Here is a 12024-nt window from a genome sequence, read left to right as displayed (position 1 = left end):
CGACCCACAAGAGACACTCATGGCGTAGCTGGTCCTGTGGCAGGTCTCTGCGTGAAGCAGGCAGCCCAACGCACATAGGCCACGGGCCGCTACTGGCCGTTATGAACAGCTATCCATAACGGTCATGGTAAGGCCAACGCTCGTCGTTCCGGCAGCTGACCGCACAAAGGTGGCGCCGCCATGCATTCGCGCGATCGCAGCTACGATCGCCAAGCCGAGCCCGTGGTTATGGTCGCGATGTTCGCGGGCCCCATCAACCCGATAAAAGCGGTCGAATAGACGAGGCAAATGCTCCGGGGGGATGACAGGGCCCGTGTTGCTGACAGACAGGCAAATGCGGCCATCTGCGTCCTGCTTGATATCGACCTCGATCACCGATCCGCGCTCTGCAAAACGGGTCGCATTGGCGAGCAGGTTCGAGAGCGCACGCCTAACCAACCCAGCATCGACTGTGCCCATGCCGTCACCGCGTAAGCGCGCAGTCACGCCGGCCTCCTGCATTGACGCTTCGTGGAATTCGATGACCTCGGACACCAGTTCGGCCAGGCTATCCACACGGTGGCGACGGGCGCGCTCCCCGCGATCGGCCCGGGACAAGAACAACATGTCATTGACCAGCCCCGCTAAAAGTTGAAGATCCTCGAGGTTCGATCCGAGCACATCGCGCAGTTCGGCGACATCGCGCTGACGACTCAGAGCTAGCTCGGTCTCACCAATCAAGGTCGCCAGCGGTGTGCGCAGCTCGTGAGCGACATCGGCGTTGAACCCTTCCAGTTGTTGATATGCGCGGTTCAATCGAACCAGGAGCGCGTTGAATTGTGTGACCAACGGCTGAAGCTCCTGTGCCTGGGCGGAGCCGTCAAGCGGCTGTCCAACGCTTTCCGGGCTTAGGGCCGCTGCTTGTCGAGCCAGGTCGCGAACAGGCAAGAGCGCTCTACGAACGAGCCATGCGCCGCCCACTGAGATGGCCGCCGCTCCACCAAGGGCGCTCGCGAGTAGCGTCCAGGCCAACTGCTCCAAAAGCAGCGCGTCGGCGCTGCTGTCGAGCATCAATTCGGCGCGCAGCATGGTTGTGGGCGACCATGGCACGGAGATTTCGAACTCATCCCGCCGCAGGATTGCGCCGGGGCTTGAACGCGCCGGAGTTGCGTACAGAAGAGCGTCAGATCCCTGGATCAGCCGTAACTCGAGGTTGGCATGGCCCACAAAGAAGTCGTCGAGCTTGTGACGCAGGCTCGGCAACGCGTCCCGCGTTGCAATCTCGCCGACGAGATGGCGCACTATGTCCCGCTTGTGCCGCAGTTCGTCCGTCTGCTTGTTGGAGAGATTTAGACTCGCGCCCACGTAAACGATCGAGCAGACCAAGCCGAGCCCCAGCGAGGCCAGCACGGCGAGCCACCACGATAACCAGCGGCTAAGCGAACGCGGATTGCGCATTCTCAGGGCTTCCGGTCCTCAAGGACGTATCCCATGCCGCGCACGGTATGCAACAACTTCTTCTCGAAAGCGTCGTCGATCTTGCCGCGCAACCGGCGCACCGCAACTTCGACCACGTTCGTATTGCTGTCGAAATTCATGTCCCACACCTGCGCTGCAAGCGCGGTACGGGAAAGGACCTGCCCTTGCCGGCGCAGCAGCAACGTCAGCAACGTGAACTCCTTGGCGGTCAGGTCGAGGCGCTGCCCGGATCGTGTCGCCTTGCGCCGAACCAGGTCGAGTTCGAGGTCCGCCAAACGGAGCACCGTTGAATCCTGGCTATCCGAGCGCAAGGCACCGCGCCGCAACAAGGCCTGCACGCGAGCGAGCAACTCGGACAGAGCAAACGGCTTCACCAGGTAATCGTCGGCACCCGCCTGCAGGCCTCTGACCCGATCCTCGACCTCGTCCCGCGCGGTCAGCATCAGGACGGGTACGTGTTTGCCCCGACGCAGTTCTTGCAAGACGGCATAGCCATCCAGCCCCGGAAGCATGACGTCTAGGAGGACGAGGTCGTAATGCCCTTCGGTCGCGAGATAGCGGCCATCCGTGCCGCTGTGCGCGACATCCACGATGTAATTGCTTTCGGTGAGCGCCCTGCGTAGGTATTCGGCGAGCTTGGGTTCGTCTTCCACAACCAGAATCTTCATGCAGCGATTATCGCGGAGATGCCGAAACCATCACATTACGAAATCGTAATCTGGCAGTTCGCGATTCGACGAGGATGGACCCTTAAAGTCCGCGACGTGTTCGGTGCAAGGCGATGCCAAGCGGCTTATGCCGAACGCCACCTCTCACGTTGAACGAAGGAGTCTCGTCATGTCGAAAACCCGCACCACTGCCCTTTTTTCGCTTCTTGCTGCCGTCCTTGTCGTTCCTGCGGCTGCGCAAGCCAGCTCGCTGTGGCATCCCGCTCCCGGCGATCAGGGATTCACGTTCCATCCGGATCACTCCACGAGCACGAAAACCCGCGCCGAGGTGTTGCGCGAGCTCGAACAGGCAAAGGCCGATGGCAGCTATTTCTACCTGCAGCGTGGCCTCGCGGTGCCCTCGCGTGCTTCCGGACCCGGCAAGACCCGTGCAGAAGTCCTCGAGGAGCTGGTCGACATGACCCCGACAGAGCGCGCGTACATGAATGAACTGTACAGTGGCTCCTGAAGCCACCTATCGGCGCGAGACGTCGGGCCGTCCAGGCGTTTCGCCCAGCAGGTTCTCGTAAAGCGCCGTTTGGTCTGCCCATTGGTACCGTCGCTGTCGACGATAGCAAATCCTTATTGATAGAATCCGCGCCATGCGTCGTTGGCTTGCGATTTTCCTCTTGATCCTGCTGCCTGCCCAACTGAGTTGGGCGGCGGTGGGCGATTACTGCGCGCACGAATCCGGTGCCGCAGCCAATCATTTTGGTCATCACGCGCATCGTCACACCGAAGATGCAAAAGGCAAGGAAAAAGGGGGCTTGACGAAGGGCGCACACACAGACTGCGCATCGTGCCAGGTGGTGGGCTCTTCAGCAGTAACGAGTGAGTCCAGCGCGCTATTCACACAGCATCAGGCATCCCTCCCCATCGGCGTCACACCTGGGTGCTCACTTGCGGAGCATCCCGCAGAGCCCGAACGCCCTAAATGGGCCCGCCCAGCCTGATCGGCAGGGCGGTCGCCTTCATTCCCTCTTGATGTTCCTACCGCTTTGAGCGGTAGCGTCACGCGTCCATTGCGATCGGTCCGATCGCCCTCTGCCGATTCCCCGTGTCTTTACATCAACGGAGAATTGGATGTTTCAGCAACTTCGTCTCAAATGGCTGCCTGGGCTAATGCTCGGCCTTGCCGTCAATGGTGCCTGGGCGCAGCAGCCCGCCCCCCCGGCTCCAAGTACCGCCCTATCCCTCAAGCACGCTTTCGAGGCAGCATGGGCACGCCAGCCTGAAGCGCTGTCGCTCACGACTCAACAGGAAGCGGCGCAAGCGCGCCGCGACAGTGCCGACAGTTGGTTTGTCGAACCGCCCGCCCTAGAGGTAGCCGGAAAAACCGATCAGTTGGACAGCAATCGCGGGAGCCGTGAGTACGAGGTCGGCATCGCGGTTCCGATCTGGCTGTCGGGCGAACGTTCGAGCACTGCAGCCCTCGCCACTGCCGAAATAGCTGCCACGGCGAGCCGGGCTCGCGGCGCGCAGTTGCGCACCGCTGCAGCGGTACGCACAGCATATTGGGATTGGCAACGCGCGCGCGTAGATGTGACGCTGGCGAGGGCGGGTCTCGAGAACGCCCGCGAACTGGCCGCCGACGTGGCCAAGCGCATCAAGGCGGGTGATCTGGCGCGCGCAGATCAGCATCAGGCCGACGGTGTGCAAGCTACAGCTGAAGCCGCCGTCGCCGAGGCAGAAAGCGCCCTTGCAGATGCTGCACAGCAGTTGCGCACGCTCACTGGAATCGGGCCAGAACGCTCATCCGGCGGGGTGTCTGCGCCGGAGCCCGTCCCGTCCGCTGCGACACCGACACAGATTCTTGAGACGGCGCACCCTGCAGTGGCCGAGCTGCGTGATCGGGTCGACGTTGCGCGGCGCACGATGACCCTTGCCAGCGTTCAGGGCCGCGCGAATCCGGAGTTGAGTGTCACGACCACCCGCGAACGCGGCGCATCGGGTGAATCCTGGGAACAGACAGTCACGCTGGGCTTGCGCATTCCGCTTGGTTCCGGTTCGCGCAGCCGGTCCCGCGTTGCAAGCGCCAATGCAGAGGCCATCGAGGCCGAGGCGCAACTCCAGATCGAACTCGAACGTCTGCTGGCCGAAACAGAGATGGCGCACCAGCGCGTCGAATTGAGACGGCAGCAGGTCGCCGCTGCTGAACGGCGCTCCGACCTCGCACAGGCGTCACGCGGCTTCTTCGAGAAGGCGTTCCGCCTCGGTGAGGCCGATCTGCCGACCCGTCTGCGCATCGAATTCGAGGCGGCCGAGGCCGAACGCGAGCGCGCGCGCGCGCGTATTGATCTGGCAGCCGCCATCTCGGCCCAGCGCCAAGCGTTGGGCCTGCTTCCCGAATGAATAACAGGATCCCCAAAATGAAATCCACTCATACCCTCGCGGCATGGAGCCTCGCTGCCGTGCTTGCCGGGCTTGCCCCGCAAACGCTGGCCGGTGACGGACACGACCATGGAGAAGCGCCCGCGACCACAGCGGGCCCGGCATTGCCGCGATTTACCGCCGTCTCGGAACTCTTCGAGCTGGTCGGCGTAGTGAATGGCAAGAACGTCACCGTCTATCTTGACCACTTCGCTGACAACAGTCCGGTCAAGGACGCAAAGGTCGATCTGGAACTCGATGGGAAGGCCGTTGCGCTCACGCCCCATGCCGACGGTGAGTTCGAGGCCACGCTCGAGGAGACGCTCAAGCCGGGTGTCGTCTCTGTCACGGCAACGGTGATTGCCGGTCAGGACGCCGATTTGCTCGCTGGTGAGCTCGACTTGCATGAGACCGCCGCCGAGGCGCACGAAGAGGTTGCCGAATTGGACATGAAACCCTACGCAATTGGGGCAGGCGCGGGGGGGCTTGTGCTAGGCCTCATCGGCTGGGTTGTGCTTCGCAAGGGGAATTCGCGTAATCGCTCGACTGGAGGTGCCGCGTGAAGCTGAGCGTACTGTTTGCTGCGCTGGCGCTGGTATCGGCCAGTGCCTCGTGGAATGCCTTTGCTGGCGAAGGCCATGATCATGGCGATGAAGGTCCAGTTGTGGCAGGAGGCAATGGGCCACAACGGCAAGCCGATGGCAGTGTCTTTCTGCCAAAGCCGGCACAACGCCAGATCGGTGTTCGCACGTTGGTTACGGAAGCCGGCGAATTGCCGCGTACCACCGCGCTGGCCGGCAAGGTGGTCATGGACCCGAATGCCGGCGGAAAGGTGCAGGCCATGGTGGCTGGGCGCCTGGAGGCGGGCCCGCAGGGGTTGCCAAGCGTCGGTCAGGCCGTGAAGAAGGGGGACGTGCTGGCTTACGTTAGTCCTTCGACGGACCAGATCGAGCGGTCTAACCAGATGGCGCAATTGGCCGAGCTGCACGCGGCCAGGGCCCTTGTGGAAAAGCGCCTTGCGCGTCTGAAGGAACTCGCCGACACGGTACCGCGCAAGGAGATCGAGGCGGCCGAAAGCGAGCTTGCCAGCCTGAGGGCCAGATCGAAAGCGATCGGTGGTGGCCTCAATGCCCGTGATGTCCTGACCGCACCCGTCAGCGGTGTGATCGCATCGACTAACGCCGTGTCAGGCCAAGTGGTCGATGCGCGCGAGCTCGTGTTCGAGATCGTCGACCCGAAGCGGCTGCGTGTCGAGGCGCTCTCCTATGATCCAGAAATAGCGGCGGATGTCGCCTCTGCAAGTCTTGCGGTCGGCGACCAGCGGATCCCGCTCACCTTCATCGGCGCCGCCCGCAGCCTGCGCGAGCAGGCCTTGCCGCTCACCTTTGCAGCCGAAGGGGAAGCGCTGGCCTTTCTTGCCGTGGGGCAGCCGGTCGAGGTCTTCGTCCAGTCGCGCAGCACGCAGCAGGGTGTAAGCGTTCCCGCAGCATCGGTGCTGAAGAATTCGGCAAACCAAACCATCGTCTGGGTAAAGACGGCGCCCGAACGTTTCGAGTCCCGGACCGTCACGATCGCGCCGCTGGACGGCGTGAACATTGCGGTGACGTCCGGCCTCGAAGCCGGCGAGCGGGTCGCCTCCCGTGCCGCCACGCTGATCAACCAGATCCGCTGACCGGGAGTCTATCCGATGTTCAAGTGGCTACTCGACAACAGCCTTGGTAACCGGCTGCTGGTGATTATCGCCAGCCTGGTACTGATGGCCTACGGTGCGTTCACGCTTTCGCGAACACCCGTGGACGTATTTCCGGATCTCAACAAGCCGACGGTCACGATCATGACCGAAGCCGGCGGCATGGCGGCGGAGGAGGTCGAGCAACTCATCACCTTTCCGCTCGAGACCACCATGAATGGTTTGCCCGGCGTGGAGTCAGTGCGCTCTACCTCGAGCTCGGGGCTGTCCTTCATCTACGTGACCTTCGACTGGAGTACCGAGATTTTCCGCGCCCGGCAGATGGTGTCGGAACGCCTCTCAGCCATGGAGGAAGGGTTGCCTGAAGACGTGATTCCGCGCATGGGGCCGATCAGCTCGGTCATGGGCGAGATCATGCAGATCGCGATCCCGATCGACACGGCGAAGATCTCGCCGATGCAGGTCCGAGAGTATGCGGACTGGGTTCTTCGTCCGCGCCTGATGGCGATCCCCGGCATCGCGCAAGTCATCCCGATTGGCGGAGAGGTGCGGCAGTTCCAGGTTCAGCCCGACACCCGCCGTATGGCTGAGCTCGGTGTTTCGTTGGAGCAGTTGGAAGGGGCGATTCGAGGCTTCTCGTCGAACACCTCGGGGGGCTTTCTCGAACTGAACGGGCGCGAGTATCTCATCCGCCATCTCGGTCGGACCTCGAGCCTGGAGGATCTGAAGAACCTCGCGATCACTGCGCGAGATGGCCAGCCGATCCTGCTGCGTCAGATCGCATCCGTGACCTTCGCAGCGGCGCCCAAACGGGGGGATGCGGGCTTCGAGGGCAAGCCGGCCGTCATCCTCGGCATTCAGAAGCAGCCTACGGCGGACACCATTCACCTGACTCGCTCGATCGAAACCGCGCTCGAAGAGATGAAGATATCGCTCCCGGCCGGGATGGATGCGCCGGAGGTGACCTTCCGGCAGGCGACTTTCATCGAGGCATCGATCAGCACGCTCAAGGGTAAGCTGATTGGCGCATCGGTGTTCGTTGCGGCAATCCTCTTCTTTTTTCTCGGCACCCTGCGCCCGACGATCATCGCGCTCACCGCGATTCCGGTGTCCATCTTCATGACGGCGTTGGTCTTCAAGTATTTCGGGCAGTCGATCAACACGATGACCCTTGGTGGTCTCGCGATTGCGATTGGCGGCTTGGTCGACGATGCGGTTGTGGGCGTAGAGAACGTGCTGCGCCGATTGAAGGAGGACCGCGCAAAGCATCACGACCATCGGCTTCACCCGATCGAACTCGTGGCGCGCGCAACGATGGAAGTGCGCTCGGCCATCCTTTACGCGACGATCATCATCGTGCTGGTGTTCTTGCCGCTGTTCGCGCTGCCTGGCATGGAGGGGCGGCTGTTCGTGCCGCTCGGCGTGGCGTTCATCGTCTCCACGCTCGCCTCGTTGGTCGTTTCGGTGACCGTGACGCCGGTGCTGTCCTTTTACCTGCTTCCCCGGATGAAGTCCCTCGATCACGGTGACACGCGCTTGCTCGCCTGGCTCAAGGCACGTTATCGCGGGGCGTTGCAGGGGGTGCTCGAGCACCCCAGGGCGGCCGTCACCGCGGGTGCGGTTGCGGTGGCAATTGCTGCCGCTGCGGTACCGTTCTTCCCCACGACCTTTCTGCCGCCGTTCAACGAAGGCACCTTGCTGATCGGCATGCGGCTCAACCCGGGCGTTACCCTGGCGGAGTCGACCGTGCTCGCGCAGCAAGCGGAAGTGCTCGTGAAACAGGTTCCCGAAGTGACGCACGTCGGGCGCCGAAGCGGGCGGGCCGAGCTTGACGAGCATGCGGAAGGTGTCCACGTCAGCGAGCTCGATGTGGGGCTGAAACCCGCCGGTGAGCTGAGCCGCTCAATGGGTGAGATCACCGCAGACATCCGGTCGCGACTGGTCAATCTGCCAGCTGCGATCGCGATCGGGCAACCGATCTCACACCGCATCGACCACATGCTGTCGGGCGTGCGCTCGCAGATCGCGATCAAGATCTTCGGCGAGGATCTCGACACCCTGCGCGGTCAGGCTGACGTATTGCGAACGCGGCTTGCCGCCATTCCGGGGCTCGCTGACCTGGAGATCGAGAAGCAAGTGCTCGCGCCGCAGATCAAGGTGCGGATCGACTATGCGGCCGCTGCCCGTTACGGGGTGCCGGCACCGCAGATTCTGGCCGCGCTGCAAAACCTCGTCGAGGGCGAGAAGGTCACCCAGATCGTCGAGGGTGGTCGACGGTTCGCATTGGTCGTTCGCCTACCGGAAACGGCGCGCTCGGTCGACGGGCTGGCTCAGATCCTGATCGAAACGCCGACCGGACATGTGCCCTTGTCGAAGCTGGCGTCGATCGAGGATGGTGACGGTCCGAACCAAGTGAGCCGGGACGACGGTAAGCGCCGCATCGTGCTCTCGGCCAATGCGCAGCAGCGTCCGCTATCGGAGGTCGTCGAGGACATCCGCACCGTCGTGGCCGACCTTAAGTTGCCCGAGGGCTACTTCATCACCCTCGGCGGGCAGTTCCAAGCTCAGGAAGAGGCATCCCGTTTGGTCGGGTTGCTTTCGATCGTCTCACTCGTGCTGATGTTCGTCGTGCTCTACAGCCGCTACAAGTCGGTTCGACTCTCGGCGCTCATCATGGCGAACATTCCGCTCGCACTGGTCGGGGCGGTGATTGGACTGTGGATCTCCGGTCAGCCGCTGTCGGTGGCGGCACTCGTCGGCTTCATCACGCTTGCAGGTATTTCGGTGCGAAACGGCATCCTCAAGGTGAGTCATTACCTCAACCTGATGCGTATCGAGGGCGAGAGCTTCGACCACACGATGATCCTGCGGGGCTCGATCGAGCGCCTGTCGCCGGTGCTGATGACCGCACTGGTAACCGCGTTTGCGCTTGCACCGCTGCTGTTCGAGGCCGAGCGCCCGGGTACCGAGATTCTGCATCCGGTGGCCGTGGTGATCTTCTCGGGCCTCATCAGTTCGACCCTGCTGGATACCTTCCTTACCCCTGCAATGTTCTGGCTCTTCGGCCGCCGCGATGCAGAGAGTCTGCTCGACGATCGAAACGCCGAAGCATTCTGACGCTGCTTAACCCGCCTCATGCAAACCAGAAAGGAAAAACCATGAAGTTCTCAAAAGTCGTCGCCCTCGCTGCTCTCGTGTCTGTGGGCCCCGCCTTTGCAGCCGACGAGCATGACCATGCTCACGAGCATGAATCGATGCATGGAGGCGTGGTGGTCGAGGTCAAGGATCTCGATCTCGAACTCGTTGCCAAGCCCGAGGTGATCCAGTTGCATCTTCGCGATCACGGCAAGCCTGTTGATGTGGCAAACGGCAGTGCCAAGCTCACGCTGCTGTCTGGCGCAAACAAGCAAGATGTCGAACTCAAGCCTGCAGGTGATCGACTCGAAGCCAAGGGTAGCTTCAAGGTCGGCGCCGGCACCAAGCTGGTCGCGGTTGTCACCCTTCCGGGCAAGCCTTCCACCACGGCACGCTTCACACTGAAGTGACTCCGCCCGACCGCCTGCGGCAACGGCGCGCAGGCGGTCACCTCAGGCGCTCGGCGGTAGCAAGTTGAAAGCACTGTTGTGAGTTAACCAGCGGCCTGCCCCGCAGATGTTGTTCGCGGCGCAGACGGCTCAGCGGTTCTGCACGCTTGCACTATGATGCAACTATGCATCTCATCACCGTCAAACCCGAAGAAGTCTTCCAAGCCTTGGCCGACCGCACCCGCATTCGCATCATGCGTCTGCTCGTAGACACCGGCGAAGAGATCTGTCTATGCGAATTGGTGGACAGCCTCCAAGAGCTGCAATACAAGCTCTCTCGCCACCTGAAAACGCTGCGTCAGGCTGGCCTGCTGAGCGCCATCAAGGATGGCCGCTGGCTCTACCATCGGCTGGTAACCGGCTCGCCGACGATGGGGCCCCTGTCCGATCTGATTCGCTCGGTACCCGATGAGGATGATGTCTTCTCGGGTGATCTTGGACGATTCCGCGAGCGCATCTGCTTGCGCGAAGACGGCCGTTGCCGGGTGGGCATCCAGACTTCTGACTTAGCGACGGGGGCCAGATGAACATCAATCGCCGATGCGCGCCGTTTCCCCCCGCTGCCCGTCCCCGGGCGCAATCCCCAGTGGTCATCGGTCCGTCGTAACAAGACCGTCATGGCCTCCGCTTGTGACATAGGAGAATCGAGATGAAGAACACGATCCTGGCAGCCGCGTTGTCCGCCGTTGTACTTTCGTCCATGCCCGCTCTCGCCCAGCCGGCGTCTGGTGCCCAAGCGAACCTCGAGCCGCCCAACGTGCAGGAGTTCGACAAGCGGATGGCGCAGGCGCAGGAGAACATGAAGAAGATGCAAGAGCAGATGGACAAGATCAACCAGACTCAGGATCCCGAAGCGCGGCAAAAACTACTCCAGGAGCACTGGGCCACGATGCAGAACAACATGCAGCTGATGCACGGCATGTGGGGGCCGGGCGGCGGCATGGGCTGCTGCATGGGCGGCCCGGGGATGGGGCCCGGAATGACGATGGGCCCAATGATGGGATGGGGCCATATGGGCGGCTACTACTCGACGCTTACGCCCGAACAACAAAGGCAGCGCCAGTACATGATGGATCAATACATGCCGATGCAGCAGATGATGATGGACCACATGATGCGACACCAGCAGTACATGTGGATGAGGTGAGCGGTGTTTGCGGTCGCCAGAGCGCCCCGAGAAGCAACAATGATACTTTCAGGGAGAGGCGGCCGGTTGCAGCGCAATGATGGCCATGCCGACCAGCGCGACGCCGGCGCCCGCGACATCCCAGCGGGTCAGCGCAACGCCATCCACGACGCGAAGCCACACCAACGCGACCGCGATGTACATGCCGCCGTAACCGGCATAGGTTCGCCCGGCTGCAGTCGGATGCAGTGTCAGCAGCCAGGCGAAGGCGGCGAGCGACAGCGCTGCGGGCACGAGCAGCCAGGCACTCCGGCCCTGCTTCAACACGAGCCAGGGCAGATAGCAGCCGACGATCTCGGCCACGGCCGTCAAGGCGAACAGGCCGGCGAGCTTGAACAAACCGATCACGGCTGCACTTTACCCACTTCCTCCGCTACCAGGCGTGCCAACTGCTCGGGGCCGAAGCTCGGCAGGCTGCGTCCATTGACGAAGAAGGTTGGTGTCTTGCTGACCTGCAACGCGGTCAGATCCTCGATGTCCTGCGCGAGCACGGCCTGGATCTCGGGCGTCTCCATGTCCTGCCGGGCGCGTCCCATGTCCAGGCCGGCGCGGGCGGCTGCTTCGAAGGCGATGCCGATGTTGGGCGCCGCGTGGTCGGCCCACTCCGGTTGCGTGGCCAGCAGCGCCTCGAGCACCGGGGTGTAGAGTCCCTGCTTGCGCGCAGCCTCGATCAGTTTCACCACCTGGTCCGAGCCGTGATGGAAGGGCGCATAGCGCAGCGCAAGCCGGACCTTGTCCGGATGCTGGGCCATGATCTGCTTGACGATCGGATAGAAGGCGCGGCAGGTCTCGCAGGCGGGATCGAAGAACTCGACGATGGTGACCGGCGCGTTCTGCGGCCCGATGATCGGGGTATGCATCCGCACGAGGCGGCTTCCTTCCACAGCGACGCGCGTGTCCTGCTCGGCCTGTGTGCGGTCGCGATAGGCATCCATGCCGAAGTAAAAGGCCAGGCCGAGGATCAGCAACACGGCGAGTGCCAGGAGTTTTCGTGTGTTCATTTACGGGTCCTTATCAGATAAATCGTCA

At 62.6% G+C, this 12024-nt stretch carries 12 protein-coding genes; 8 read left to right on the top strand and 4 right to left on the bottom strand.

The annotated features are described in order from the left end of the window. Positions 1-99: 99 nt before the first annotated feature. Positions 100-1437 carry a heavy metal sensor histidine kinase gene (locus C667_RS14675; protein ID WP_004299256.1) on the bottom strand — a complete coding sequence of 446 codons (1338 nt, stop codon included), beginning with the start codon at positions 1435-1437 and terminating at the stop codon, positions 100-102. Between the two features lie 2 nt (positions 1438-1439). After that, positions 1440-2126 (bottom strand): heavy metal response regulator transcription factor, encoded by a 687-nt coding sequence (locus C667_RS14670; protein WP_004367300.1) that lies wholly within the window; start codon positions 2124-2126, stop codon positions 1440-1442. A 169-nt stretch (positions 2127-2295) separates the two neighbouring features. Here C667_RS14670 and C667_RS14665 point away from each other — a divergent pair, with 169 nt between their 5' ends. From C667_RS14665 to C667_RS14630, 8 genes are all read left to right on the top strand, one after another. Further along, a complete protein-coding gene (locus C667_RS14665; RefSeq protein ID WP_039921670.1) occupies positions 2296-2634 on the top strand; it encodes a DUF4148 domain-containing protein in 339 nt (112 codons plus the stop codon). A gap of 614 nt (positions 2635-3248) precedes the next feature. Continuing rightward, positions 3249-4517, top strand: coding sequence for a TolC family protein (locus C667_RS14660; RefSeq protein WP_039921668.1), 1269 nt, complete (start codon positions 3249-3251; stop codon positions 4515-4517). Between the two features lie 17 nt (positions 4518-4534). Beyond that, positions 4535-5098, top strand: coding sequence for a hypothetical protein (locus C667_RS14655; RefSeq protein WP_002924863.1), 564 nt, complete (start codon positions 4535-4537; stop codon positions 5096-5098). After that, positions 5095-6207, top strand: coding sequence for an efflux RND transporter periplasmic adaptor subunit (locus C667_RS14650; protein WP_002924861.1), 1113 nt, complete (start codon positions 5095-5097; stop codon positions 6205-6207). Before C667_RS14655 ends, C667_RS14650 begins: the two co-directional genes overlap by 4 nt. 15 nt (positions 6208-6222) lie before the next feature. Further along, a complete protein-coding gene (locus C667_RS14645) occupies positions 6223-9342 on the top strand; it encodes an efflux RND transporter permease subunit (RefSeq protein WP_004248730.1) in 3120 nt (1039 codons plus the stop codon). 41 nt (positions 9343-9383) lie between these two features. After that, the gene (locus tag C667_RS14640; RefSeq protein ID WP_037983370.1) at positions 9384-9770 is read left to right on the top strand and encodes a hypothetical protein; all 387 of its coding nucleotides are present in this window, start codon (positions 9384-9386) and stop codon (positions 9768-9770) included. A 164-nt stretch (positions 9771-9934) separates the two neighbouring features. Then, positions 9935-10336 carry an ArsR/SmtB family transcription factor gene (locus C667_RS14635; RefSeq protein WP_004367291.1) on the top strand — a complete coding sequence of 134 codons (402 nt, stop codon included), beginning with the start codon at positions 9935-9937 and terminating at the stop codon, positions 10334-10336. Between the two features lie 122 nt (positions 10337-10458). Then, on the top strand, positions 10459-10956 hold the full coding sequence (locus tag C667_RS14630; protein WP_002940144.1) for a hypothetical protein: 498 nt from the start codon (positions 10459-10461) through the stop codon (positions 10954-10956). Positions 10957-11004: 48 nt separating this feature from the next. On the opposite strand, the gene C667_RS14625 is transcribed toward C667_RS14630, so the two are convergent. Further along, a complete protein-coding gene (locus C667_RS14625; RefSeq protein WP_002940142.1) occupies positions 11005-11343 on the bottom strand; it encodes a YnfA family protein in 339 nt (112 codons plus the stop codon). Next, the gene (locus tag C667_RS14620; RefSeq protein WP_002940125.1) at positions 11340-11996 is read right to left on the bottom strand and encodes a DsbA family protein; all 657 of its coding nucleotides are present in this window, start codon (positions 11994-11996) and stop codon (positions 11340-11342) included. Before C667_RS14620 ends, C667_RS14625 begins: the two co-directional genes overlap by 4 nt. Between the last annotated feature and the right edge of the window lie 28 nt (positions 11997-12024).

The organism is Thauera phenylacetica B4P, from assembly GCF_000310225.1.
Classification (GTDB): Bacteria; Pseudomonadota; Gammaproteobacteria; order Burkholderiales; family Rhodocyclaceae; genus Thauera; species Thauera phenylacetica.
This window is presented reverse-complemented; position numbering and strand designations above follow the sequence as displayed.

Excerpts from the sequence above, each read along its gene's own strand:
- C667_RS14660 (WP_039921668.1), top strand. The coding sequence starts at position 3,249 with ATGTTTCAGCAACTTCGTCTCAAATGGCTGCCTGGGCTAATGCTCGGC.
- C667_RS14670 (WP_004367300.1), bottom strand. The coding sequence starts at position 2,126 with ATGAAGATTCTGGTTGTGGAAGACGAACCCAAGCTCGCCGAATACCTA.
- C667_RS14665 (WP_039921670.1), top strand. The coding sequence starts at position 2,296 with ATGTCGAAAACCCGCACCACTGCCCTTTTTTCGCTTCTTGCTGCCGTC.
- C667_RS14635 (WP_004367291.1), top strand. The coding sequence starts at position 9,935 with ATGCATCTCATCACCGTCAAACCCGAAGAAGTCTTCCAAGCCTTGGCC.
- C667_RS14655 (WP_002924863.1), top strand. The coding sequence starts at position 4,535 with ATGAAATCCACTCATACCCTCGCGGCATGGAGCCTCGCTGCCGTGCTT.
- C667_RS14620 (WP_002940125.1), bottom strand. The coding sequence starts at position 11,996 with ATGAACACACGAAAACTCCTGGCACTCGCCGTGTTGCTGATCCTCGGC.
- C667_RS14640 (WP_037983370.1), top strand. The coding sequence starts at position 9,384 with ATGAAGTTCTCAAAAGTCGTCGCCCTCGCTGCTCTCGTGTCTGTGGGC.
- C667_RS14630 (WP_002940144.1), top strand. The coding sequence starts at position 10,459 with ATGAAGAACACGATCCTGGCAGCCGCGTTGTCCGCCGTTGTACTTTCG.
- C667_RS14675 (WP_004299256.1), bottom strand. The coding sequence starts at position 1,437 with ATGCGCAATCCGCGTTCGCTTAGCCGCTGGTTATCGTGGTGGCTCGCC.
- C667_RS14645 (WP_004248730.1), top strand. The coding sequence starts at position 6,223 with ATGTTCAAGTGGCTACTCGACAACAGCCTTGGTAACCGGCTGCTGGTG.